At 74.4% G+C, this 24287-nt stretch carries 25 protein-coding genes; 15 read left to right on the top strand and 10 right to left on the bottom strand.

From position 1 onward, the window contains the following. Positions 1 to 23: 23 nt before the first annotated feature. Both lipB and RIU97_RS28665 read right to left on the bottom strand, forming a co-directional pair. Positions 24 to 824, bottom strand: coding sequence for a lipoyl(octanoyl) transferase LipB (lipB, locus tag RIU97_RS28670; RefSeq protein WP_404960467.1), 801 nt, complete (start codon positions 822 to 824; stop codon positions 24 to 26). Between the two features lie 76 nt (positions 825 to 900). Next, positions 901 to 1221 (bottom strand): hypothetical protein, encoded by a 321-nt coding sequence (locus RIU97_RS28665; RefSeq protein ID WP_404960466.1) that lies wholly within the window; start codon positions 1219 to 1221, stop codon positions 901 to 903. Positions 1222 to 1394: 173 nt separating this feature from the next. Between RIU97_RS28665 and RIU97_RS28660 the strand changes: the two genes are divergently transcribed. Next, positions 1395 to 2834: a regulator gene (locus tag RIU97_RS28660; protein WP_404960465.1), complete on the top strand. Its 1440-nt coding sequence runs from the start codon at positions 1395 to 1397 to the stop codon at positions 2832 to 2834. Between the two features lie 52 nt (positions 2835 to 2886). On the opposite strand, the gene RIU97_RS28655 is transcribed toward RIU97_RS28660, so the two are convergent. The 3 genes from RIU97_RS28655 to RIU97_RS28645 form a co-directional block, all read right to left on the bottom strand. Further along, entirely contained in the window at positions 2887 to 4158 is a 1272-nt protein-coding gene (locus RIU97_RS28655) for an NAD(P)/FAD-dependent oxidoreductase (protein WP_404960464.1), read from the bottom strand. A gap of 173 nt (positions 4159 to 4331) precedes the next feature. Beyond that, positions 4332 to 5219, bottom strand: coding sequence for a TIGR01777 family oxidoreductase (locus RIU97_RS28650; protein ID WP_404960463.1), 888 nt, complete (start codon positions 5217 to 5219; stop codon positions 4332 to 4334). A 128-nt stretch (positions 5220 to 5347) separates the two neighbouring features. Further along, positions 5348 to 6100 (bottom strand): VIT family protein, encoded by a 753-nt coding sequence (locus RIU97_RS28645; protein WP_404960462.1) that lies wholly within the window; start codon positions 6098 to 6100, stop codon positions 5348 to 5350. A gap of 90 nt (positions 6101 to 6190) precedes the next feature. Between RIU97_RS28645 and RIU97_RS28640 the strand changes: the two genes are divergently transcribed. After that, positions 6191 to 7276, top strand: coding sequence for a PP2C family protein-serine/threonine phosphatase (locus tag RIU97_RS28640; protein WP_404960461.1), 1086 nt, complete (start codon positions 6191 to 6193; stop codon positions 7274 to 7276). Between the two features lie 22 nt (positions 7277 to 7298). Here the strand turns inward: RIU97_RS28640 and RIU97_RS28635 are convergent, their stop codons facing one another. Beyond that, entirely contained in the window at positions 7299 to 7550 is a 252-nt protein-coding gene (locus tag RIU97_RS28635) for a hypothetical protein (RefSeq protein WP_030707561.1), read from the bottom strand. A 107-nt stretch (positions 7551 to 7657) separates the two neighbouring features. Here RIU97_RS28635 and RIU97_RS28630 point away from each other — a divergent pair, with 107 nt between their 5' ends. Continuing rightward, entirely contained in the window at positions 7658 to 8029 is a 372-nt protein-coding gene (locus RIU97_RS28630) for an ArsC/Spx/MgsR family protein (RefSeq protein ID WP_404960460.1), read from the top strand. 235 nt (positions 8030 to 8264) lie between these two features. Here RIU97_RS28630 and RIU97_RS28625 read toward each other — a convergent pair whose 3' ends face one another. After that, positions 8265 to 9110 carry an alpha/beta fold hydrolase gene (locus RIU97_RS28625; protein ID WP_404960459.1) on the bottom strand — a complete coding sequence of 282 codons (846 nt, stop codon included), beginning with the start codon at positions 9108 to 9110 and terminating at the stop codon, positions 8265 to 8267. Positions 9111 to 9174: 64 nt separating this feature from the next. Between RIU97_RS28625 and RIU97_RS28620 the strand changes: the two genes are divergently transcribed. Together RIU97_RS28620 and RIU97_RS28615 are read left to right on the top strand one after the other, a co-directional pair. Continuing rightward, on the top strand, positions 9175 to 9681 hold the full coding sequence (locus RIU97_RS28620) for a MarR family winged helix-turn-helix transcriptional regulator (RefSeq protein ID WP_404960458.1): 507 nt from the start codon (positions 9175 to 9177) through the stop codon (positions 9679 to 9681). A gap of 47 nt (positions 9682 to 9728) precedes the next feature. Beyond that, complete coding sequence (locus RIU97_RS28615) at positions 9729 to 10262, top strand: hypothetical protein (RefSeq protein WP_404960457.1); 534 nt, start codon at positions 9729 to 9731, stop codon at positions 10260 to 10262. A gap of 44 nt (positions 10263 to 10306) precedes the next feature. Here RIU97_RS28615 and RIU97_RS28610 read toward each other — a convergent pair whose 3' ends face one another. Then, the gene (locus RIU97_RS28610; protein ID WP_404962972.1) at positions 10307 to 11224 is read right to left on the bottom strand and encodes a Gfo/Idh/MocA family protein; all 918 of its coding nucleotides are present in this window, start codon (positions 11222 to 11224) and stop codon (positions 10307 to 10309) included. 212 nt (positions 11225 to 11436) lie between these two features. Between RIU97_RS28610 and glnII the strand changes: the two genes are divergently transcribed. The 3 genes from glnII (at position 11437) to RIU97_RS28595 (ending at position 13900) form a co-directional block, all read left to right on the top strand. Next, positions 11437 to 12456 carry a glutamine synthetase gene (glnII, locus tag RIU97_RS28605; RefSeq protein WP_404960456.1) on the top strand — a complete coding sequence of 340 codons (1020 nt, stop codon included), beginning with the start codon at positions 11437 to 11439 and terminating at the stop codon, positions 12454 to 12456. 90 nt (positions 12457 to 12546) lie between these two features. After that, complete coding sequence (locus RIU97_RS28600) at positions 12547 to 12882, top strand: hypothetical protein (RefSeq protein WP_404960455.1); 336 nt, start codon at positions 12547 to 12549, stop codon at positions 12880 to 12882. A gap of 424 nt (positions 12883 to 13306) precedes the next feature. After that, positions 13307 to 13900 (top strand): winged helix-turn-helix domain-containing protein, encoded by a 594-nt coding sequence (locus tag RIU97_RS28595; protein WP_404960454.1) that lies wholly within the window; start codon positions 13307 to 13309, stop codon positions 13898 to 13900. Positions 13901 to 13994: 94 nt separating this feature from the next. Here RIU97_RS28595 and RIU97_RS28590 read toward each other — a convergent pair whose 3' ends face one another. Beyond that, the gene (locus RIU97_RS28590; RefSeq protein WP_404960453.1) at positions 13995 to 15440 is read right to left on the bottom strand and encodes a PepSY-associated TM helix domain-containing protein; all 1446 of its coding nucleotides are present in this window, start codon (positions 15438 to 15440) and stop codon (positions 13995 to 13997) included. A gap of 79 nt (positions 15441 to 15519) precedes the next feature. Next, positions 15520 to 16371, bottom strand: coding sequence for a hypothetical protein (locus RIU97_RS28585; RefSeq protein ID WP_404960452.1), 852 nt, complete (start codon positions 16369 to 16371; stop codon positions 15520 to 15522). Between the two features lie 65 nt (positions 16372 to 16436). Here RIU97_RS28585 and RIU97_RS28580 point away from each other — a divergent pair, with 65 nt between their 5' ends. The 7 genes from RIU97_RS28580 (at position 16437) to RIU97_RS28550 (ending at position 24276) form a co-directional block, all read left to right on the top strand. Further along, positions 16437 to 17024, top strand: a complete 588-nt coding sequence (locus RIU97_RS28580; protein WP_404960451.1) for a rhomboid-like protein — start codon at positions 16437 to 16439, stop codon at positions 17022 to 17024. A gap of 34 nt (positions 17025 to 17058) precedes the next feature. Beyond that, entirely contained in the window at positions 17059 to 17856 is a 798-nt protein-coding gene (locus tag RIU97_RS28575; RefSeq protein ID WP_404960450.1) for a tyrosine-protein phosphatase, read from the top strand. Between the two features lie 107 nt (positions 17857 to 17963). Next, the gene (locus RIU97_RS28570; protein WP_404960449.1) at positions 17964 to 19895 is read left to right on the top strand and encodes a hypothetical protein; all 1932 of its coding nucleotides are present in this window, start codon (positions 17964 to 17966) and stop codon (positions 19893 to 19895) included. 185 nt (positions 19896 to 20080) lie between these two features. Then, a complete protein-coding gene (locus RIU97_RS28565; RefSeq protein WP_404960448.1) occupies positions 20081 to 21481 on the top strand; it encodes a hypothetical protein in 1401 nt (466 codons plus the stop codon). Between the two features lie 131 nt (positions 21482 to 21612). After that, complete coding sequence (locus RIU97_RS28560; RefSeq protein ID WP_404960447.1) at positions 21613 to 22509, top strand: metal-dependent hydrolase; 897 nt, start codon at positions 21613 to 21615, stop codon at positions 22507 to 22509. Further along, entirely contained in the window at positions 22506 to 23552 is a 1047-nt protein-coding gene (locus RIU97_RS28555; RefSeq protein ID WP_404960446.1) for a PDR/VanB family oxidoreductase, read from the top strand. Before RIU97_RS28560 ends, RIU97_RS28555 begins: the two co-directional genes overlap by 4 nt. 22 nt (positions 23553 to 23574) lie before the next feature. Continuing rightward, positions 23575 to 24276, top strand: coding sequence for a TetR/AcrR family transcriptional regulator (locus tag RIU97_RS28550; RefSeq protein WP_404960445.1), 702 nt, complete (start codon positions 23575 to 23577; stop codon positions 24274 to 24276). Positions 24277 to 24287 lie beyond the last annotated feature (11 nt).

Here is a 24287-nt window from a genome sequence, read left to right as displayed (position 1 = left end):
GGGCCGGCCGCATTCCCGGGGTGTCAGGCGCCCGCCGCCGGCTCTATTTCGCGGGGCCGCAGCTCCGCGTGCTCCAGTACGTCCTTCAGGTGCCGTTCGACGACGGGCAGCACCTCGGCGATGGTGATCTCGCGGCCCAGCTCGTAGGAGAGCGAGGTCACACCGGCGTCCCGGATGCCGCAGGGCACGATCCGGTCGAACCACGTGTTGTCCGGGTTCACGTTGATCGCGAAGCCGTGCATGGTGACGCCCTTCGCGACCCGGATGCCGATCGCGGCGAGCTTGCGGTCCTCGCGGCGCTGGCCGGCGTTGGACGGCGCGTACTCGGGGCCGTTGAGCCGGGCGTCGAACTCCTCGTCGTGCAGCCGCGGGTCGAGGTCGAGGGAGAGCCCGCCGATCATGGGGCGGTCCTCGACCGGGTCCCCGAGCACCCAGACGCCACTGCGGCCCTCGACCCGGGTGGTCTCCAGGCCGAACTCGGCGGCGGTGCGGATCAGCGCGTCCTCCAGGCGGCGGACGTGCGCGACCACGTCGACCGGGCGGGGCAGCTTCATGATCGGGTAGCCGACCAGCTGGCCCGGGCCGTGCCAGGTGATCTTGCCGCCGCGGTCCACGTCGACGACGGGCGTGCCGTCGAGCGGGCGCTCACTGGGGTCGGTGCGCCGGCCCGCCGTGTAGACCGGCAGGTGCTCCAGCAGCAGGCAGGTGTCCTCGACCTCGTCCGCGAAGCGGGCGGCGTGCACCCTGCGCTGCTCTTCCCAGGCCCGGGTGTACTCGACGGATTCCGGTCCGAAGCCCAGATGGACAAACCCAAGCTCAGCCACCGCAGCGCCTCCTCATTGAACCTGCTGTGTGCACGTACCTCACTGAGCAAGGGTACGGCGACCCGTGCGGGCCCCTTCAGGGCCCCGGGCCGGGCTCCGCGGCGGGCCCCGGGCCGGGCTCCGGGCCGGGCGGCGGCGGGGGCCACGGCAGCTGCTTCGGGCGGCGCCTGCCCTTCGGCGGCCGGTCCGGGTCCTCGTCCGCGCGCGGCAGCCGCCGGTGCCCCTCCGAGTGGTCGTTGACCCAGCCGCACACCCCGCACGCGTACCTGCCGTCGAGCCCCGCGATGTAGGTGCCGCAGCGCCGGCACTCCGCCTCGGTCAGCTCGGGCGGGGGCAGCGGTGCGGTGGATTCGGTTCGCTCCTCGGGGAGGTGCGCCCCGTGGGGCCGAGGGGTCATGGCCCGCAGCCTATGTGGGCGGAGGGGTTCGGTCCGTAAAGAGCCCTCCGCATTCTGCACACGATCGGATGAATGTGGGGCAGAGAGGGCGGCATGAGTGAAGTTCGCCGCTACATTCACGCCGTTCACAGGGCCGGGACTCCGGTCCGTCACGTCAGGAGACCGTGGAGCCGATGACGGAACGACCTGCCCAGCGCGTCCCCAACCGGCAGCTCGCGGCGCTGATCGCGGAGGCCGGGTTCTCCAACGCCGGGCTCGCCCGTCGCGTCGATCAGCTCGGCCTGGAACACGGTCTCGATCTGCGGTACGACAAGACCTCCGTGACCCGATGGCTGCGCGGGCAGCAGCCGCGCGGGACCACCCCCGCGCTGATCGCCGAGGTCTTCACCCGGCGCCTGGGCCGTCGGCTGTCCGCACAGGACCTGGGGCTGGACGCCTGCGCGCCCGTGTACGCGGGGCTGGAGTTCGCGGCCACCCCGGAGGAGGCCGTGGACATCGCGAGCGGGCTGTGGCGCAAGGACTCCGGCTCGCACGCCGAGCTGCGGAAGATCGCCTTCACCCCGGCCGGGCTGGTCGTACCGAGCCGGGACTGGCTGATCGGGCGGGCCGACGAGCGGGTGGGCCGGGGCGCGGACCAGGCGGCGGCCCGCGTCCCGGTGCAGGGCCGGGCCACGGTGCCCCGGCAGCGGCAGATCGACCGGGGGCCCGGGCAGCGGGTGACGGGCGGGGACATCGCCGCGCTGAGATCGGTGAGCGAGCTGTTCCGGACCCTGGACCAGGCCTACGGCGGCGGGCACGCCCGGCAGGCGCTGGTGCGCTACCTGGAGCACGAGGCCGAGCCGATGCTCCGGGGCACCTACGGGGAGAGCACCGGGCGGCGGCTGTTCTCGGCCGCCGCCGATCTGACCCGGCTCGCGGGCTGGACCTCGTACGACATCGCCGCGCACGGGCTCGCCCAGCGGTACTTCGTGCAGGCCCTGCGGCTCGCGCAGGCGGCCGCCGACCGCCCCTACGGCTCGTACGTGCTGGTCACCATGAGCCGGCAGGCGGTCTACCTCGGCCACGGCCGGGAGGCGGTGCAGCTGGCCCGGGTGGCCCAGCAGGGCGTCGGCTCCGGCCCGCCGCCGGTGGTACAGGCGCTGCTGCACTCGGCGGAGGCGCGGGGGCACGCCGTGCTCGGCGAGGTCCGGGCGTCGACGGCCTCACTGGTGCGGGCCGAGCGCGCGCTGGGCGCGGCCCGGCCCGGGGACGACGTACCGCACTGGGCGCGGTTCTACGACGAGGCACAGCTCGCGGACGAGTTCGGGCACTGCCACCGGGACCTGCAGCAGTACCGGGCCTCGGCCCAGCACGCGGAACGGTCCCTGCAGCTGAGGGCGCCGGGGTACGCGCGCTCCCGGCTGTTCTGCCGGGTGGTGCTGGCCACGGCCCGGCTGGGGCTGGGCGAGCTGGACCAGGCGTGCGCGCTGGGCGCGGAGGCGGCGCAGCAGGCGTCGGAGATGCGGTCGGTGCGCGCGGTGGAGTACGTACGGGACTTCGAGCGGCGGCTGGAGCCGTACCGGGACGCGTCGGCCGTGCGCACGTACCGGGACCGGGTGGCGGCGTTGTCGTGACGCTGTGCGGGCCCGGCCCCCCGAGGGGGACCGGGCCCGGGCCGAGTGGTTCTCAGGCCGCCACCGGAAGGGCGGGCTCCGGGGTGGCCGGGAGCGGGATGCCGAAGTCGCGCAGGATGGCGCCGGTGGCCCGGCGGGCCGAGTGCAGGGCGCCCTGGACGGTGTTGGTGTCGCGGTGGTCGCCGCACACGTACAGCCCGGCCAGTACCCGTACCGGGCGTCGCAGGTCGTGGGGCGGGGGCATGGCGGGGACGGCCTCCGGGGTGTGGTGGACGGCCAGCAGCTCCCACTCCCGGGTGGGGGTGTCGTAGAGCCGGGCGAGGCGCGAGGCGACCGTGCGCGCGGGCGGCGGCGGCCCGAGCACGGTCGTGGTGACCAGGCTCCGGCCTGCCGGAGCCCGCGTCGGGTCGACCGTGCTCATCACGGCGGTGTGCGAGACGGGCCAGTCGGGGTCCCCGTCCAGGAGCAGCGAGCCGTCCCGGGGCAGGGGTGTGGCCGTGGCGTGGTGCAGAACGGTGACCTCGTGGAAGGCGGGCACGCGCAGGCCGGGCAGCAGCTCGGCGGCGGCGCGGGCGCCGGTGGCGAGGAGGACGGAGCGGCAGCTGAAGTCGCCGTGCTCCTCGGTGGTGACCAGGTTCGTCGCCACCGACCGGACCCGGACCCCGGTCCGGACGGTTCCGGGCGGCAGGGCGGCGGCGAGCAGGTCGGGCAGGGCCGCCGCGCCCCCCTCGGGCACCGCGAGGCGGCCGCGGGCGAAGGTGCGCAGGGCGAGGTCCGCGACCCGGCTGGAGGTGGTGAGCTCCGGATCGCGGAGCAGGGCGGCGAGCAGGGGCCGGAGCACCCCGTTGAGGGTGCGCGGCGGCAGCCCGCGCGAGCGCAGGGCGGTGTGCGCGGTGCGTTCGGGACGGGCGAGCAGTTTGTCCTCGGGCAGGGCGGCGAGCCGGCCGAGGGCGGCACTGAGCCGGGCCTGGTCGAGGGAGCCGCTGGCCAGGGCCCGGGCCGGGGTGAGCGCCCCGGCCCGCAGCTGTTTGCCGTCGGTGTGGACCAGGACCCCGGGCACGAAGGGGCGCAGGGTCAGGGCCTGCAGGCCGGGGGTGCGTTCGAGCTCCGTGTACGAGGTGTTGAGCAGCTGGCCGATCCGGTCCAGCCGGAACCCGTCGGCCGACTCGGTGGCCATCCGGCCGCCGGGGTCGTCCGCGGCCTCCAGGACGGTGACCGTGACTCCCGCTGCGATCAGGTGCTGCGCGGCCGCGAGTCCTGAGACTCCGGCTCCTACGATGACGACGTCCGCATGGTGCGCGGCATGGTGTGCGCTGCTGAGCACGTGCCCCTCCCCGAGGTCGGCGCGGCTGTGTGGGGATCCTCCTTCCCCCAACCGGCTCCACGGGAACCCGAGTTCGGCCGGGTATTACGGTCAACTCCGGTCGCACGACGGTCGCATCCGGGTCACGAACGGTCGCACGGCGGTCGCACGCGGCGGGGTCCCGGGCCCGTCGTTCAGAGGGCGGCTCGAATGGCCTGCTCGATGCCGGGGTCGCGGAAGACGAAGCCGGACTCCAGCAGCCGGGCGGGGCGGGCCCGCTGACTGCCCAGCACGTCTCCGGAGAGCTCCCCGAGCACGATGCGCAGGGCCGGCGCCGGTACGGGCAGCAGCGCGGGCCGGCGCAGCACCCGGCTCATTGCCGCGGCGACCTGGCGGTTGGTCAGCGGCTCGGGGGCGGTGAGGTTGACGGGGCCTTCGATTCCGGGGGTGTCGATGATGTGGCGCAGGGCCGCGACCTCGTCCCGGAGGGAGATGTACGACCAGTACTGGCGGCCGTTGCCGAGCCGGCCGCCGAGACCGGCACGGAAGAGGGGGAACATCCGGCCCCAGGCCCCGCCCTCGCCGGCGATGACCAGGCCGGTACGGGCGAAGGCGGTCCGGATCCCGGCGTCCCGGGCGGGCGCGGCGGCGGCCTCCCATTCCACGCAGACCGAGGGCAGGAAGCCCTGCCCGGCGGGGGCGTCCTCGTCCACGGCCCGGTCGCCGGTGTCCCCGTAGTAGCCGACGGCGGAACCGCTGACGAGCACGGCGGGCGGCTCGTCGAGCGCGGCCGCGGCGCGGGCGATCGCGGCGGTCCCGAGCACCCGGCTGTCGCGGATCTCCTTCTTGTACGCGGCCGTCCACCGGTGGTCCCCGACCCCGGCCCCGGCCAGGTGCACGACGGCCCCGCAGCCGACCAGGCCCGCGGGGTCGACGTCGCCGCGCGCCGGATCCCACCGCGCCTCGCCCGCGCCCACCGGCTCCCGCCGCACGAACCGCACCACTTCGTGCCCGTCTGCCCGGAGGGACCGCACGAGTGCACTGCCGATGAGCCCGGTCGCGCCGGTGACTGCGATACGCATGCCGCCATTCTCCCTGGCGGCTCGCCGCACCGGCCGTACGCCTCCGGGCGCGGCGCGTGCCCTCCCGCCCGCCGGCGTTTGAGGCGCGGGGTCCGGGGGCGGAGCCCCGGGGCCGGGCGGAGCCCGGCTCAGATCGTGCCGAGCCAGGTGCCCACCGCGTAGGTGACGGCCATCGCCAGCGCGCCCCCGCCCACGTTCCGCAGGACCGCGCGGAGCGGCGGCGCCCCGCCGAGCCGTGCGCTGAGCACCCCGCACAGCGTGAGCGCCGCCAGCACCGCGACCGCCGTCACCGGCACCCGCGCCGACGGCCCCGGCAGGACGATCGCCAGCAGCGGGAGCAGCGCCCCCACCGTGAAGGCGACGAGACTGGCGAAGGCCGCGTGCCACGGGTTGGCCAGCTCGTCGGGGTTGATCCCCAGCTCCACCCGGGCGTGGGCCCGCAGCGCGTCCCGTTCCGTCAGCTGCTCGGCCGCCTCCCGCGCCACCCCCCGGCTCAGCCCCCGCGCGGCGAGCAGGTCGGTGAGTTCGTCGAGCTCCGCCTCCGGCTCCTCGGCCAGCTCCCGCCGTTCCAGGTCCAGCGCGGCCCGTTCCGAGTCCCGCTGCGAGCTGACGGAGACGTACTCCCCCGCCGCCATCGACAACGAGCCCGCCAGCATCCCGGCGACCCCAGCCGCCAGGATCGCGGAGCGGGAGGTGGTGGACCCGGCCACGCCGACGACCAGGCCCGCGGTGGAGATGATCCCGTCGTTGGCGCCGAGGACTCCCGCCCGCAGCCAGTTGAGCCGCGTACTGATCTCCGCGCTCTGCGCGCCGTCGCCCTTCCCGTGTGCCTCGACGTGCGCCGGGGTGGGCGCCTTTCCCGGGCCCTTGCTGTCTGTCACGCCACCACTGTCGTGGCACCGGCCGTACGAAGCCACCCCGGGGGGCCGGTCCGGGGTGCGCGGGTCCGGCCCGGGTACCAGGGTGGAAGGGTGAAACGCGGACGCGAGGAGCCGGGCTGGCTGCGCGGGGAGCCGCCGCCGCGCTGGGCCCGGATCGCGCCCGCGGTGGCCCTGGTGGCGCTTGTGCTCGCGCAGGCGCTCACCCCGGGCGATGTGGAGCTCGGCTACTTCCTGGCGGGCGTGCCCCCGGTGGCCGCCTTCGCGTACGGGGCGGCCGGGACGGCGGTCTTCGCCGCCGTCGTCCTCCTGCTGCTGGGGGTGCACGACCTCGGTGTCGCCCATGCCCGGGGGACGGATCTGGCCACGGTGGCCGTCGTCGGGCTGCTGAGCGTGGTGATCGCCTGGGTCCGGCAGCGCCGGGACGCCCAGCTGGTGAGCGTGCGGACGGTGGCGGAGGCGGCCCAGCTGGCGGTGCTCCCGCCGGTGCCGGAGCGGGTGGGCGCGGTGCGCTGCTCGGGCCTCTACCGGGCGGCCCAGCGCGGCACCCTGGTCGGCGGTGACCTGTACGACGTACGGGCCGGGCCGCACGGCGTACGGGCGCTGGTCGGGGACGTGCAGGGGCACGGCCTGGCGGCGGTGGCCACCGTGGCGGCGCTGCTCGGGGCCTTCCGCGAGGGAGTGATCGACGACCCCGGCCTGGCGGCGGTCGCGGGCCGGCTGGACCGGCGGCTGGTGACGGACGCGAGGGCCGCTTCCGTCGAGCACCCGGAGCTGTTCGCGACGGCGGTGCTGCTGGAGTTCCCGCCCGGGCTGGACCTCGTGAGGATCGTGTCGTGCGGGCATCCGCCCGCCCTGCGGCTGAGCGGGGCGGCGGTGGAGGAACTGGTGGTGGAGCCGGGCCCGCCGCTGGGCCTGGGGCTCGCGGGGCCGGCGCTGCCGACGGTGGCGGAGCTGCCGCTGCGGCCCGGGGACCAGCTGCTGCTGCACACCGACGGCGTGACGGAGGCCCGGGACGCGGCGGGGCACTTCTACCCCCTGGCCGCCCGGGTCCCCGTACTGGCACGGGACCCGGGGGGCCTGGTCCAGGCGGTGTGGCGGGACCTCGCGGCCTTCACGGACGGCGGTCCGCACGACGACGTGGCCCTGCTGCTGCTCTCCCTGGACGGGCCGGGATGACCCGGCGGGCCGCACCGCTCCTCTACGACTCCTTGATGAACGCGCGCACCATCTTGCAGGTGACATTGGACGGCCGGTGGATCCCCGTCCGGACGGCCATCGTCCGGATCTTCCGGTTGGTGGCGCGCCGAGGGTCGTACGTCCCCGAGTCGAGCAGGGATATCGCCAGCCGCATCGCCTTCAGACGGCGGTTGTGGCTCTCGTACCACTCGCGGGGCAGGCCCGCCGGCAGCGGCTTCTTCTTGACGGGCTGGACGGTGGTGGCAGTGGCCATCTACAGCCTCCCAAACGGTAGTTGGCTTCCTGTCGTTCTCCCTCGATTTTACCGGGGACCACTGACAGAAGCCCCTGGCCAGACAGGCCCTGGGTAGGGTTGGCGGCATGGAGATCTGGATCAATCCCGCCTGTTCCAAGTGCCGCAGCGCACTGACCCTGCTGGACGCGGAGGGCGCCGACTACACCGTGCGCCGGTACCTGGAGGACGTGCCCTCCGAGGACGAGATCCGCGAGGTGCTCGGCCGGCTCGGGCTGGAGCCGTGGGACATCACCCGCACTTCGGACCCGCTGGCCAAGGAGACCGGCGTACGGGAGCTGCCGCGCGAGGAGACCGACGCGGCGCGCGGGCAGTGGATCGCCCACCTGGCCGCGCACCCGAAGCTGATCCAGCGCCCCATCATCACCGCCGAGGACGGCACGGCCGTGGTCGCCCGCTCCGAGGAAGCCGTCCGCGAGGCCCTCTCCCGCAAGGCCTAGCTGTATTGCCCTGCGGGGTTGCTCGGCGCGGGCTGCTCGGCGCGGGCCGGGTGCGCCGGGGCCGGGCCGGTCGGCTGCGCCGCTCGTGCGGGGCCGGAGCGGGGCGGTCGGAGGGGCGGGGCCGGGCGCGCGCCGGGGCGTCTCCTCGGACGCCGAACGTGACGGGGCGTCCGAGGGCCGGGGCACCTTGCGTTCGACGCCCTGCGGGGAGCGCCCCGGCACACACCCGACCCCGTCACAACCGGCGGGCGATCTCCCCGGCCGCCGTCAGCGGCAGCGCGTGGTGCGCGACGCCCGGGAGTACGCGGACGCGCGCGCCCGGCAGCGCCTCGCGTGCGGCCCGGGCCGCGCGGCCGGCGTCGTGGCAGCGGGCGCGCTCCGCGAACAGCACGTCTACCCGCATGCCCGTCGGTTCCGCGAGCGCGCCCAGGTCCGGGCGCGGCCCGGTGACCGGGCGTACGGCGGGGAAGCCGGCGGTCTCGTCCTGCAGCCGCAGCCAGGCCGGGTCGAGGGCGGCCCCGCGGGTCTCCCAGCCGAGGAAGGAGCGGATCCGCTCCGGGGTGGGCCGCACCAGTACGGGCAGCGCGCGCAGGACGTACCCGGGGCGGAGCCCGGCGAAGACCTGGGTCGGGTCGAGCAGCACGAGGCGGCCGAGCCGGGCCGCGCGCGCGGCGGCGTAGTGGGCGGCGATCCACGCCCCGTACGAGTGCCCGCCGAGTGCGACCGGCCCGTGCGGGCCGTCCGGGCCGATCCCGTCGAGGACCGCGTCGAGCCAGCCGACCAGGTCCGCGACGGACCGGAGCGCCCGCCCCGGCGCCGGGACGCTGAGCCCGGGGTCGCCCACCAGGTCCACGGCGTGCATCCGGTGCGTGCGGGCGGCCCCGGCGGCGGCGCAGGCGCCCCACACGGTGGAGGTGGACCCGCCGCCGGGCAGCAGCACGAGCGGCGGGGCGCCGGCCGGGCCGCAGCTGTTGACGCGGGTGACCCCGTACGGGGTGGGCAGGTCGACGGTCTCGACGGGCCCGGGCCACCGGCCGAGCACCTCGTCGTAGGCGGCGCGGAAGGAGGAGGTCCGGAACATGACGGGCTCCGATGTCTCGCTGGGCGATAATCTCGCTCAGCGAGAGATCCTAGGCGGAGGCGATGTGGACGACAACCAGGAACCCGGCACCCGGGAACCCGACAACCTGCGGCTGGTGCATCTCCTGCGGGCGGTGACCGTCGAGTTCGGCCTGCGCCAGGCGGAGTTCGCCGCCCGCAACGGCATGCACGCCACCGACGTGCGGGCCCTGATCTGCCTGCTCGACGCGGCCCGCGCGGACGAACCGGCCACGGCCGGCCTGCTCGGCGCCCGGCTCGGTCTCAATTCCGCGGGCACCACCTCCGTGATCGACCGGCTGGAACGGCTCGGCCACGTGGCCCGGTTCCGCGACGAGCGCGACCGGCGGCGGATCCTGCTGCGCGTGGAGCCGGCGGCGATCCGCCTGGGCCGGGAGTTCTTCGGCCCCCTGATCGACGAGGTGCTCCAGGTGCTCGACGACTTCGATCCCGCCGAACGGGACACCGTGCGGCGCTTCCTGACGGCCACCCACGCCGTGTTCGCGGGGGCGGCCGCCACGGCCTTCATCTCGCCCCCACCTCGCACCTCGTAGGGTGGCATCCGTACCAAAAATGGACGAAACACACCAAGGGACCCGTCGTGAACGAGCAGCAGCAGCCCCAGACCAGCCCCGGCGTAGCTCCGGTCGCGCCGCGGCGGCGGGGGGCCGACTGGATGTTCGGCGGGGTGTACGGGACGGTCCTGGCCAGCGGGCTGCTGGCCGCACTGGACCAGAAGGGCGGGGACTTCACCCCGTTCTACGACGCCAGCTGGGTGCTCGTCACGGCGGCCACCGCCGCACTCGCACACGGCTACGCGCACCACATGGCCTCCCACCAGCAGGACTCCGCCTCGCACCGGTGGCGGCTGCTGGTCCTGGCGCTGTGGCACGAGTGGCCGATGATCGCGGCCACCCTCCCCACCGTCCTGCTGCTGGTCGTCTCGGGGATCGTCGACTGGGACTCGTACGGGGTGACCGCCGTCGGCCTCGGCCTGAACACCGCGCTGCTGTTCGCGTGGGGTTCGGTCGTGGCGCTCCGCGTGGGCTACCGGATGACCTCCGCCCTGCTGATCGGCCTGGCCGACGCCACCATCGGCCTGGCCATCATCGTGGCGAACGCGGTCATCAAGTAGCGCGGTCATCAAGTAAGCGGTCATCAAGTGACGCGGCCCTCACCTCACCCGGGGAGCTGCGCCTCCGCCTCCGCGAGGATCTCCGTCAGCCGGGCCCCGAACTCCGCTCCGCGAAGATCCGGCACGCCCGTACGGGCCGCGGTGAGCAGCGCGTCCAGGGCGCGGCCGTAGGCGCCCGGTACGTCGCTCCAGCCGGGCAGCTCGTACACGCCCTCGGTGCCGCGCAGTTCCAGGCCCACACCCGCGGCGGCGCGCGGTGCGCCCAGGCTGAGGACGGCGGTGCTGGCCGCGCCGGAGGCGTGCCGCAGTGCCAGCTGGACCACGTCGGAGGGGCCGCGGGTGGCGCTGACCTCGGTGACGTCGCCGAGGACCGGGACCAGCACGGAGAGGGCGTGCGGGCCTACGTCCCACAGCCCGCCCTTGGCCTTGCGCCAGGGCGAGTCGGCGTAGGCGCTGGGCGTGCCGTCGGGCGGGAAGACGGCACCGAGCCAGTGCGCGGCCGCGGTGAACCAGCCGGAGCGTCCGGCCTGTTCCGCGACCCAGCCGGCGGTGGGCTCGGCGAAGCGCAGGGTCAGGAAGACGACGGAGGCGACCCCGTGGCGGGCGGCCGCGCCGGCGACGGCCCGGGCGTCCTCGACCGTCGTCGCGACGGGCTTGTCGAGCAGCAGGTGGCAGCCGGCGGCGGCCGCGCGCACGGCGAGCGGGGCCTGGACGTCGGGCGGCAGGGCGAAGGCCACGACGTCACACTCGGCGAACAGCTCGTCGGGGTCTTCGTACACCTTCAGGTCGTACGCGCGGGCCAGCTCGGCCGCGGCTTCGGGCCGCCGCCCCCACACTCCGACGAAGTCGGAGCCGGGGTGTGCGGCGAGGGCGGGCGCGTGGGTGCGGTGGGCCCAGGGGCCCGTGCCCAGCAGCCCGACCCGCGGTCGGGGGTCTCCGGTGGGGTTCAAATCAGACGAAATGCTCACGCGTTCAGTCTGCCCCACCCGGACGGGCGCTCCGCCATCAACCCGCTGGCGCCCCGCACAGCCCACCCGACCTGCGGTGTAAACCTCGGTAACACGGGGTTCACACACGGGCAACGGAAGGGAAATCGCGGCCGGGCACGCTGCGGTCATCACCGCAGCGATGAAGCAGCGACCAGCAGCACCCGCAGAGTCTGAGGATGGGGCCCGTGAGCTACAAGGCTGAGTACATCTGGATCGACGGCACCGAGCCGACGGCGAAGCTTCGCTCCAAGACGAAGATCCTGGCGGACGGCGACGCGCTGCCGATCTGGGGCTTCGACGGATCGAGCACCAACCAGGCCGAGGGCCACGCCTCCGACCGCGTGCTCAACCCGGTGTTCTCCTGCCCGGACCCGATCCGCGGCGGGGACAACGTCCTCGTGCTGTGCGAGGTCCTGAACATCGACATGACCCCGCACGAGTCGAACACCCGCGCGCTGCTGCGTCCGGTCGCCGAGAAGTTCGCCGCTCAGGAGCCGATCTTCGGCATCGAGCAGGAGTACACCTTCTTCGACGGCACCCGCCCGCTCGGTTTCCCGGTGAACGGCTTCCCGGCGGCGCAGGGCGGCTACTACTGCGGCGTCGGCTCGGACGAGATCTTCGGCCGCGACATCGTCGAGAAGCACCTGGACCACTGCCTCGCGGCGGGCCTGAGCATCTCCGGCATCAACGCCGAGGTCATGCCCGGCCAGTGGGAGTTCCAGGTCGGCCCCGTCGGCCCGCTGGAGGTCTCCGACCAGCTGTGGATCGCGCGCTGGCTGCTCTACCGCACCGCCGAGGACTTCAACGTCTCCGCGACGCTGAACCCGAAGCCGGTCAAGGGCGACTGGAACGGCGCGGGCGCGCACACCAACTTCTCCACGAAGGCGATGCGCGAGGACTACCGCGCGATCATCTCCGCGTGCGAGGCGCTGGGCGAGGGCAGCAAGCCGCTCGACCACGTGAAGAACTACGGCGCCGGCATCGACGAGCGCCTGACGGGTCTGCACGAGACCGCCCCCTGGAACGAGTTCAGCTACGGCGTCTCGGACCGCGGCGCCTCGGTCCGCATCCCGTGGCAGGTGGAGAAGGACGGCAAGGGCTACATCGAGGACCGCCGCCCGAACGCGAACGTGGACCCGTACGTCGTGACCCGCCTCATCACGGACACCTGCTGCACCGGCCTGGAGAAGGACGACCTGGTCTGACCGACCGGTCACCCCGAGCCCGCCCCCCACGCCCGCCGAGCCCCCACAGGCCCGGCGGGCGTTGTCAGTGCCGCGTGCCACGGTGTGCGCATGATGGCGATCAGGATCGAGACGGAACGCGGCGAGTCCTACGAACGGCCCGCGCTCGGCATGCTGTCCCAACTCGTGGAGCGCATCGGCGCCGACGGCGACCACTTCGTCATCGTCGAGCGGCTCACCGCGGACCCGGACGTCTACATACAGGTGTGGCACGACGAGGGGGACGACTACCAGCTGGAGCACCGGGACGGTTCCGCGGACCGCCACTTCCAGGCGTACCTGCCCGCGGCGGCCGACGTCGTCGAGGTCATGGCCCGCTGGGCCCGTCAGGAGAAGGCCTGGGACCTCGGCCCGGCCTGGCAGCGCCTGGACCTCCCGGAGGAGTAGGGGCAGGCCGGGCTGGTGGGACGGTTCTGCCCACGATGCGATACGGGTGGTCGGGCTGGACTGGCGGAAGCGGCCGGGGGGTTGATGGATTGTCCTGGTTTGGAAGGTGCCTGGGACGGAATATGAGATTCCGATCCATGATATGAGACGCGTCCTGCCCGGGAGGGAGGACATCTGCTTGAATGGGGCCATGGCCAGCCATTCGCACACCTCGTCAGGTCGCAGCGACCTCGAGCCGTTCTGGCCCTCCCGTCAGGATCACGACTACGACCGGGAGTGTTGCCGCGCGAAGAACGCGCCGGCCCTCTAAAGCCTCCGGGATCTCCTTCCGACCTTCCCCCAGGCCTTCGGTCTGCGCGGTGCGACATCGATGACGTACGTACGTCTCCCTGCCGACGACTCCGCGTGAAAGAGCTGACCACTCATGGCGAACACCCGTTCCCTCGCCTCCGCCTCCGCTGCGACCGCCTCCCTGACCTATCCGCCCCATCCGCGCCACCGGCTGCGATCCGTGGACCGGGACGAGGTGGCCCGGGTCGTGGACCTGCTCCCGCCCGGGGCCACCTGGCTGCCCGCGCCCCAGCACACCCTCCCGACGCTCCCGGGGCAGCCGCCGATGGTCGGCTACCTGGTGCTCGTACCGGCCGACCAGCAGCCGCCGATCGGCTTCGCCCCGCACACCGTGGCCGCCCCGCTCGCGCCCGCCCCGGTCCCGGCGGCGACGGCCGTGGCGGGCGACGCCCTGGTCCGCATCGACTCGGCGCAGCGCACCGCCGAGGTCGACGGCCGGGTGCTCGACCTGACGTACCTGGAGTTCGAGCTGCTGGCCCATCTGGTGCAGCACCCGCACCGGGTGCACAGCCGGGACCAGCTGGTCACCACGGTCTGGGGTTACGGCCACATCGGCGACGGCCGGACCGTGGACGTCCACATCGCCCGTCTGCGCCGCAAGCTGGGCGCGTCCCACCGCGGTGCGATCCAGACGGTGCGCCGGGTGGGCTACAAGTACGCGCCCTGATCGGCCCTGCCTTGTCGACCGTACGCATGCGGGCCCGTACTCCCGGGTGGAGTACGGGCCCGCATGGGTCAGAGGTTCAGGCGGCCGCGGCGGCTCAGGCGGCCGAGGCGGCCTTGGCGCGCCGGCCCGCGACGAAGCCCAGCAGGACGTCGACCACGAGGAAGACGACCAGGCTGATCCCGAGCAGCGGGATGAACCAGCCGACCACGGCCGTCACCGCGGCCAGCGGCAGCAGCGTGGTCACCGGCAGCTTCCGCCAGGCGCCGCGCGGCTGCGCACGGCCCACGGACAGCTTGCGGTCCTTCGTCGGCCGGCGCAGCCACCACATGCGGTAGCCCCAGAAGACGAGGAACATCACGGCGACGGCGAGCGCGGCCAGCACGATCTGGTTGGCGAGCCCGAAGGTCTGGCCCATGTGCAGGTCGATGCCGAAGCGGGTCATCTTGGCGAGCAGGGGGTAGTCGGCGAAGCGCAGTTCGTCGATGACCCGGCCGCCCGCGGGGTCGACCGCGACCGCGTCGAAGTGCACCGGCACCTGCTTGTCCTGCTCCTTGATCACGTAGCCCTTGCCCTTGGCGGGCAGGGTCACGCGGATCGCCTCGGTGACTCCGGCGTCCCGGGCGGCGTCCACGGCCCGGTCGAGGCCGACGTCGGCCGTGGGCGCGGGGGCGGGCATCTGCGTGCCCTCGGGCATGGTGTGGCCCGCGTGTTCGTCGGCGCCGGACTCCGCCCCCGGATTCAGCTTGGCGGAGACGGCCGGGGTGGCCCCGCCGAGGCTGTCCTGGAGCACCCCGATGTTCTCGCCGGCGTACTTCGACCAGGTCAGGCCGGTGGCGGAGAGGACGACGAGCCCGGCGACGGCCCACAGGCCGACGGCCCCGTGCCAGGACAGGGTGCGGCGGCGGCCGGTGGCCTTGCGGTCCGGGAGGAGCAGCTCCGACTTCCGCTTGCGGCGGCGGCCGATCCACAGGGCGAGCCCGCCGAGCGCGACCACCCACATCCAGCTCGCGGCGAGTTCGCTGTAGTTCCGGCCGAACTCCCCGAGCTGGAGGCTGGAGTGGAACTCGCTCAGCCAGGCGCGCAGGGGCAGCGCGTCACCGACGGTTTCGATCTGCCCGCGGACCTCGGCCGTATACGGATCGACGAACACGGTGAGGGTCTCGCCCTCCGGGAGCCCCTCGCTCTCCATGATCACCCGGGTGGTGGCCTCGGCGTCGGGGGCCGGCCACACGGACACGACCGAGCCCTCGGGGGCGGCTCCCTTGGCCGCCTCGACCTGGGCGCTGAGCGGCAGGACGCTCTCGCCGACGCGGGCGACGGTCAGCTCGTCGGAGTAGACGATCTTCTCGGCCTGCCAGGAAGCCGCGTAGAGCAGCCCGGTGGCGGAGGCGAGGAAGAGCAGCGGGGCGATGAGCAGGCCCGCGTAGAAGTGCATGCGCAGGAGCAGCGGCCGCAGGGCGGCCCAGCCGCCGCGGCTCTTGGGTATGCCGGATGGGTCGGCGTCCGGGGTCCGGACGTCCTGAACCTCGTCAAGAGACATGGTGGTTCCTCGGTGTCGGCGAAGGCATGGGGACATCGGCCCCAGGTCTCGCCACCCCTCTTTCCGAGGGGGCGCCTGGTCAGGCGCGAGCAGGACGGCCGGGGGCCGTGAAGCGGGGGAACGGGCCGGATCCGGGCGGCCCGCGGCGCACCACGGCATGGGCGTGCACGGCTCCGCGCAGGCGGCGCGGCCGCTCGCAGGGGGCGGGGACGGCGGGCGGGGCCGGTACAGCGGCCACCCGCGCCCGCACCAGGGCGAGTGCGCGGGCGAGCGGCCGGGCCGCGTGCAGTGCGGCGGCGCCCAGGACCCGGGCCAGCCGGAAGACGGCGGCCTCGCCGCGCGCCAGCCAGCCGGCGCAGAGCAGTCCGGCGAGCAGGTGCGCGGCGATCATCCCGACGCCGCCGTCGGCGGCCATCCCGGCCATGCGCGCCATGTCGGCCATCCCGGCGGCATCGGCCATCCCGGCGACGTCGGGGAACCCGGCCGCATCGGCGAACCCGGCGGCATCGGCCATCCCGGCCGCGTCGGGCATCCCCGCCACGTCCGCCGTGCTCGCCGCGTGTGCCACACCAGGGGTGCCGGACGCCATCGCGTCGCCCGCCCCGGACCCGGCTCCGAATTCGGCCATGTGGTGGTGCCCCTCCGCCGCCGCGGGGGCGACGGCGACGTGCCCCGCGGCCCGGCTCCCCGAGAAGACGAGGTGCAGCACCCCCTGGACGGCGAGCACGGCCGCGGTGATCCCCACGGGCCCGCGCCGCCGCCCGGCGGCGAGCCAGGCGAGCCCGCCGGTCACCGCGAAAGCACTCAGAAGGCCTGCCAGGGGAACATCCGCGCCGGACATGTACGAATGCCCCACCGCACCCAAAGCCACGCACATCGCCGCGAATATCGCGGCCCGCGTGGCGCGCAGGGGCGCGGATTTCTCAGACATGGCCGGGACATGTTCGCACGGGGCCCGGTGGTGCCCGCCAGAGGGCGGTATCCGATCATGGCAGCGTGAATCCAATTCCACTGGGAGCGGTGTACGCCGGCGGAGTCCAGCTCGGGGCGTACGCCCTGGAACGGATGGGGGCGGCGGAGCGGGAGCGGCTGCTCCGCACCTGCTCGACGAACGTCGACAACCTCGCCGCCGGGCGCTGGGAGACGCTGCTGAGCAGCGCCGTCGTCGTCGAGGAGCCGATGCCCCTGCCCTACGCCCTGCTGCTCGTCGCGGTCCTCGGGTACGCCGAGTACGCGTACGGCGCCTGGTGGACGGCCGCGGTGTTCCTGTTCGGGCACGCCACGGCGACCCTCCTCGTGTACGGCGTCCTGTGCAGGACGACCGATCCGGGAACCCGGCGCGCCCTGGACGTGGGGACGAGCTACGGCTTCAACGCCGTGCTCGGCGCACTGACCTCGGCCCTGCCGCGCGGGGCGGTCCGCACCGCCGCCCGGGCCGGCCTGCTCGCGCTCGCCGCGGCGCCCGTACTGAAGCGCGGCCGGACCTTCACCGACGCCGGACACCTGGCCGCGCTCGGGATCGGCATCGGGGTCTCGCTGGCCCTCGATTGTCTTTCCGGAACGAAACATCAGAAAATTGCCTGAATCGCCGCATGGCCGTACCGCTGGAGCCGCCCCGATGACCGTCACTCCCTCCACCACCGTCGCCAACCTCCGCGACCTCGGTGGCACCCCGCTCCCCGGCGGCCGCACCGTCCGCCCGGGCCTGGTGCTGCGCTCCGGCCAGCTCGACCGGCTCGACCTCGACGCCGATCCGGCGATGGCCGCGCTGGGCGTGCGGACCGTCATCGACTTCCGCACCGACGCCGAGCGCGCCGACCACCCCGACCGGATACCCGGCGGAGCCCGGCTGCTGATCGGCGACGTCCTCGCGGACAAGCTGAGGGAGGCCGGCAAGAAGCCCGCCGCGGCGCAGCTCAAGGACCTGCTGTCCGACCCGGTGGTGGCCGAGGAGCACCTGGGCGGGGGCAAGGCCCAGGCCCTGTTCGCCGACACCTACCGGTCCTTCGTGCACTCCGTCTCCGCGCAGGCCGCGTACCGGATGCTGCTCACCGAGGCCGCCGACCCCACGGCGGGCCCGCTGCTCTTCCACTGCACGGCCGGCAAGGACCGCACCGGCTGGGGCGCGACGGTCATCCTGGCGCTGCTCGGCGCGGACGACGAGACCCTGATGGCCGAATACCTCTCCGTCAACCCCGCGGTCAAGCAGGCCTTCGCCCCGATGATCGAAGGTTTCACCGCGGCCGGCGGCGACCCGGACATCGCGCTCGCCCTGATCGGCGTGTTCCCCTCCTACCTGGAGGCGGCGCTGGACGAGGTGGAGACGCGCTACGGCTCCATGGAGAAGTACGTCCGCGAGGGACTCGGCGTCCCCGACGAGACCGTCGACGCGCTCCGCGCCCGCCTGGTGGCCTGACCCGGCACCTCGGCACCCCGGCACCTCGGCACCCCGGCACCCCGGCGGCCGGGGGGAGAGACCCTCCGGACGGGTGACCATCCGACGATTCGCTCGTTCTGCTGAACGTGACTGCGCCGGATACCGCCACCCGCCCCCTGCCTCCCGTGCCGCCGGACGTCGAGCAGGCCGAAGCCGCCATCGTCGAGCACTACCCGCGGCTGGTGCGGCTCGCCTATCTGGTGCTGCCGCCCGCCCTCGGCCGCAACCGGCGGGTGCTCACCGCCCACTCGCTGGTCCAGCGGGCGCTGCCGCGCGGGCGGCGGGACCCGGCGGCGGCCGCGGCGGCCGTGCAGGGCGGGGTTCCGGGCCAGCGGGCCGGGGCGGACGACTCCGGTTACGCCTACGTCCGGCTGCGCGTGCTGCGCGCCGCCCTGGAGGCGGGGATTGCGCTGACCTTCCGGGCGCTGCCCCGGCGCGCGCAGCTCCCGCCGCTGCTCCCCCAGGTGTGGGGGCTGCGGCTGTTCCCCCGCTCGGGCGGGGCCGAGGAGCTCGCCCTCGACCAGTGGCTGGCCACCCTCGACGGGCCCGGCCGGGCCGCCTGCGTGCTGCGGGCCCTGGAACGGCTGCCCGAGCCGGAGGTGTTCCGGGTGCTCGACGAGGCCGGGGTGCCGGATCCGGCCGCCGCCGTCGCGGAGTCCGGGGATCCGGCGAACGACGCCCTGTTCGCCTCCCCCGAGTTCGACCCGTGCGTGCTGCAGGCCCGGCCCACCGACCTGCTGCGGCGGCGCCGGCTCGGCCGGGCCGCGCTGGCCGCCGCGGCCGCCCTCGCCGTGTGCGGGGCGCTGCTCGCCCTGCCCGGCGGGGGCTGGGGCTCGGACGGGGCCGCCGCCCCGCTCTACTCCCGCAACGCCGCGGCCGAGCAGGCCCTGGATCCCGGGAAACTGGTCCGGGCCGCGCCCACGCTCTGGCGCACGTCCTCCCGTACGGACTTCTCCACCTGGCCCGCCCGCGGGGACCGCGCCGACGACGCCGCCCTGCTGCGCCGGGCGCTGGCGGTCTGGGCCCGGCCCGGCTCCTCCGTGGTCGTCTCGGCCACCCCGGGATCCCCCGCCGGGCCGCCGATGGGGCCGGCGCAGCTGCTGTTCGCGGGCGCCGTCGACCAGGCCGTCGTGGTCCTGTTCCACGACGGCCTGCGGGTGGTCCGCTACGCCGAACCGCGCTCCGGGACCGCCGGCGCCGCCCTCGACTTCGCCCGGACCGACGGCGCCTCGGCCGACACCGCGACCGCGCTGGTGCTCAGCCGGGTCGACGGCAACGTCCGCTACCTCACCGCGCCCTGGGTCACCGGCGCTTCCCTGCGGGACCTGCTCAAGCCCGGCGGCCCGGCGGCGGTGCTGAAGCCGACTCCGGACGGGGTGACCCCGCCGGTCGCGAGCCCGGCCCCGGCGGGCAGCTGTACGAGCTGGAACGCCCTGTCCCTGACCGGCGACGGCACCACCCGGCTGATCACCGACCTCGGCGAACTGACCCCGGCCCGGCTGACGTCGGGCGCGCCGGGCGCCGAGCGGGACGTGTCGGAGGCCGCGGAACTGGGCGACTGGTCGAAGATCGCCTGCCTGCTGCCCTCGGTCCGCTCGCACGGGGTCCGTACGGTCAACGCCTGGACGTACGCGAAGCAGCCGCTGCCGGAGGGCGACGGCACGGCGACCTGGCTCTGCACGCGGGCCGAGACCTGGCAGGGCGCGGCGGACCGGGTGCAGGCGCAGTTCCTGGCCCCGGGCTCGGCGGTGGCGGCGCAGGCGGCCAAGTCCGAGGGGTCCGCGGCCTGCGGGCCGCGGGAGCCGCGGGTGCTGGCGGGCGTGCTGTGGAAGTCGCGGGCGGGCCAGTGGTACGTCCTGGCGGCGGGCAGTGCGCAGTTCGCCTCGCTGTCGGTGTCGGGCGGCGGGGTGAGCGGGACGGCGAACGGCAACCGGCTGGCGGTCAAGGCTCCGGCCGGTGCGCAGGTGGACCTGTCGGGCAGGCTGACGGACGGGACGAAGGCGGGGACGCTGCGCTAGGCGGGGACGCACCAGGAGGAGGCGACGGGCCGGGCCACAGAGGCGGGTGAAGATTCAACGACCAAGCGCGGTCGAGGAGTTGGCGGGATCCGGACATGACGGCCGTAGCGTGCACATGGCATGATCGGATTCCGGTTACCGATCGGTAATCCCCCACACCCCTCACCCGCCTGAAGGTCAACCACGTGCGCATGCTCGCCCGACGCCTCCTGCTCCCCGGCCTGACCGCCCTCGCGCTCGCCGCCACCGGCTGCTCCTCGACACACCACACCGGCGCCGCCGAACCGGCCGCCCCCGCCCCCCTCACCCCGTCGGCCGACGGCACGTCCCAGCAGCTCGACGTGGCCGCGGCGCCGCAGGGTTCGCCCACACCCGCGGCCGTGTCCCGGGGCGACGGCAAGGGCAAGACCGAGAAGTCCTCGCTGAAGGTCGCCTCCTACGACGGCAAGAGCGGACGGGCCGTCATATCCACGGCCCCCGAGGGGCCCACCCGCGCGCCGTCCCCGGGCAAGTCCCCCGAGGCCGCCAAGCCCGTCGCGGCGGGCGACGTCATCGCCAGCGCCCCGGCACCGGGCGCCCCCAACGGCCTGCTCGCCAAGGTCACCGAGGTGGTCGGCAAGACCGACCGCGGCACCGAGGTGAAGACCGCCGCCACGACGCTGAACTCCGTCCTGGGCGACGACAAGGCCGACGGCAAGGTCCCCGTCGACCCGGCATCGGTCACCGTCGAGCCCCTCATGAAGGGCGTCACCTTCTCCTGGGCCAAGAGCCAGGGCCTGAAGTTCGGCCCCGAGGGTGCGAAGCTGCCGCTCGGGAACCTGCGGCTCGACGTCGACGCCTCCGTCGACACCGCCCCCGACGCTCCCGCCTCGGCCGGCGCCTCGGTGACCGGCTTCGTCCAGCTCGCCCCCCAGGTCGAGTTCTCGTACGACGGCACCCCGGGCGGCGGCGCCGGCCCGCGCGGCGCCTTCCTCGGGATGAGCGGCGACTGGTCCTCGCAGTGGAAGCTCCACGGCCGCGCCGCCGCGAGCACCGGAGCCCCCAAGCGGATCCCCTTCGCCAAGCTGCACAGCTCTCCGGTCATCCAGGTCGGCCCGGTTCCGGTCGTCGTCAACCTCGACCTGACCTGCTACATCCAGGTGGAGGCCGACGGCCGCGTGACCCTCGACGTCCAGCAGGACGTCAAGGGCGACTTCAAGGTCGGCGGCAGCTACGCCTTCGGCAAGGGCTGGACTCCGGTCAGCACGTCGAACGTCCAGAGCACGCCGGTCCAGGCGGCCGTCACCGCCACCGGGCGCGTCAAGGGCGCGCTCGGCGCCGAGGCGTCCCTCGGCCTCTACGGCGCCGTCGGCGTCACCGCAGACTTCGCCCCCTACCTGCGCGGCGAGGCCGACGCCAAGGCGACCGCGTCCAGCGACGGCAAGACCTCGGTCAGCGGCGCCTGGGCGCTGTACGGCGGATTCGACCTGAGCGGCAACCTCCACCTCCAGCTGTCCCTGTTCGGCACGCCCGCCTTCGAGCGCAAGATCCCGCTGGGCGCCCTGAACCGCGAGTGGGCGCTCGCGAGCGGAAACACCGGGCGGTAGGCGGCGCGCCGACTGCGTGCGGCTGGCTGCGGCGGCTGCGTGCGGCCGGCTGCGGCGGCGTGCGGCGGCCCCCTGCGAGAAGTCGGCGCAGGGGGCTTCTCACCCCCTGTACCCATCAGTACATTGACACCATGTCTAATACGCCGCTCGCGCCCGCCCCCGTGGCGTCGGAACACGTGGACCTGAGGCCCCGGAACGTGTCCTTCGGCTGGGAGGACACCCCGCTCCACTGGCTGCCGGGCGAACCCTTCGCCGGGCACATGATCAATGTGCTGCACCTGCTGCTCCCCGCGGGCGAGCGCTGGTTCGTGCACGTCTACAAGCAGGTCCTCCCCCACATCAAGGACGAGCGGCTGCGCGCGGACGTGGTCGGCTTCATCGGCCAGGAGGCCATGCACGCCGCCGCGCACGACGACGTGCTCCCCCACCTGAAGCGGCTCGGGCTGGACCCCACCCCGTACACCGCGCAGGTGGACTGGCTGTTCGAGAAACTGCTCGGCGACCGGACCCTCCCGCCGGGCAGGGCCCGGCACTGGTGGCTGATGGAGCGGGTCGCGATGATCGCGGCGATCGAGCACTACACGGCGTTCCTCGGCGACTGGGTGCTGAACGCCGACGCCCTGGACCGGCGCGGCGCCGACCCGACCATGCTCGACCTGCTGCGCTGGCACGGGGCGGAGGAGGTCGAGCACCGCTCGGTGGCCTTCGACCTCTTCATGCACGTGGACGGCAACTACCGCCGCCGGGCCAGGACCTGGGCCACCGCCTTCACGGCCCTGGTCTTCCTGTGGCAGCGCGGCGTGCGCTTCTTCATGGAGAACGACCCGCAACCGGTCGCCTCCAAGGCCTCCTTCGGACAGTTCTTCCGGGCGGGGCAGCAGGGAGTCCTGCCGTCCACCGGCGCCATGCTGAAGTCCATACCGAAGTACCTCTCCCGCACGTACCACCCCTCCCAGGAGGGCTCGACGGCCCAGGCGGTGGCCTACCTCGCCTCCTCCCCCGGCGCGAACGGCGGTGCGCGGGCATGAGGCGCGCCCTCGCGGTCACGGCGGTGGCCGGTGCGGCCTGGGTGACCAGGCGCGCCCTGAACCGCCGCATCGGCAAGTCCCCGCTCTGGCCCCTGCCCGCCCTGGAGACACCGGTCTCGGGCCACTCCCCGCGCCGTGCGCTGCGCGCACTGATCGTCTCCCGTACGGAGCCGGCCGAGGGCGTGCTGCATCTGGCACTGGAATCCCCGGACCTCCCGGCGTGGACCCCGGGCGCGCACGTGGACGTCACCCTGCCCTCGGGGCTGGTCCGGCAGTACTCCCTGTGCGGCGACCCGGCGGACGGCGGCAGGTACGCGATCGCGATCCGGCTGGTCGAGGACGGCCGCGGCGGCTCCCGCGAGGCGCACGACCAGTTGGTCGAGGGCGCCGAGCTGGAGCTGCGCCCGCCGCGCAACCGCTTCGAGCTGGTCCCGGCGCCCTCGTACCTCTTCGTCGCGGGCGGCATCGGCATCACCCCGATCCTGCCGATGCTCCGGGCCGCCGCGGCGGCGGGCGCCGACTGGACCCTCCTGTACGCGGGCCGCTCCCTCGACTCGATGCCCTTCCTGGACGACCTCGCGACCTACGGCGACCGGGTCACGGTCCATCCCGAAGACGAGGTGGGCCTGCCCGACCTGACCCCACTCGCCGCGGCGCCGCCCGGCACGCTGGTCTACTGCTGCGGGCCGGAACCCCTGATGCTGGCCGTCACGGCGGCGGCCCCGGACCCGGCGGCGGTCCACCTGGAACGCTTCGCGCCGGCGGCGGCGCCCGGCCCGGCGAAGGCCTTCACCGTCGAACTCCACCGCTCGGGAAGGGTCGTCGAGGTCGCGGCGGACGAGACCACCCTGGCCGCGGTGCGCCGGGAGCTGCCCGCCACCCCGTACTCCTGCGAGCAGGGTTTCTGCGGGACCTGCCAACACCGCGTCCTGTCGGGCGCGGTGGACCACCGCGACGAGCTGCTCACGGACCAGGAGCGGGCGGACTCGATGCTGTTGTGCGTCTCGCGCGCGAAGGGGGACCGCCTCGTCCTGGACCTGTGATGCTCCCCAGTAGGGTGTCCGCATGACAACCGGGGTGCGACGCAGGATGGGTGTCGAGGAGCGGCGGCAGCAGCTGATCGGGGTGGCCCTGGAGCTGTTCAGCCACCGGTCGCCCGACGATGTGTCGATCGACGAGATCGCGGCGGCCGCGGGGATATCCCGGCCGCTCGTCTACCACTACTTTCCCGGCAAGCTGAGCCTGTACGAGGCCGCGCTGCGACGGGCGGCCGACGAGCTGGCGCTGCGGTTCGTGGAGCCCCGGGAGGGGCCGCTCGGGGCGCGGCTGCTGCGGGTGATGGGGCGGTTCTTCGCCTTCGTCGACGACCACGGGCCGGGTTTCTCGGCGCTGATGCGGGGCGGTCCGGCGGCCGGCAGCAGCCGGGCCAACGCGATGATCGACGAGGTCCGGCAGGCGGCGTACGAGCAGATCCTCACGCACCTGGGCATCGGCCTGGAGGATCCCCCGGCACGGCTGGAGCTCGTGGTGCGGTCCTGGGTGTCGCTCGCCGAGTCCACGGCTCTGATCTGGCTGGACGGGCGCAGGATTCCGCGGGGCGAACTGGAACTGCAGCTGGTGCACGACTTCGCCGCGCTGGCCGCGGTGAGCGCCGCCTACGACGCGGAGATGGCGGGGATCCTCGTACGGATCCTGGCCGACGAGCCGGCCGACGGACCGTTCGGGGAACTGGTCGGACGCCTCGGGGCGCTCGTTCCGGGCCCTTGATCATCGGCAGT

Source organism: Streptomyces sp. 147326, from assembly GCF_045000215.1.
GTDB lineage: Bacteria > Actinomycetota > Actinomycetes > Streptomycetales > Streptomycetaceae > Streptomyces.
This window is presented reverse-complemented; position numbering and strand designations above follow the sequence as displayed.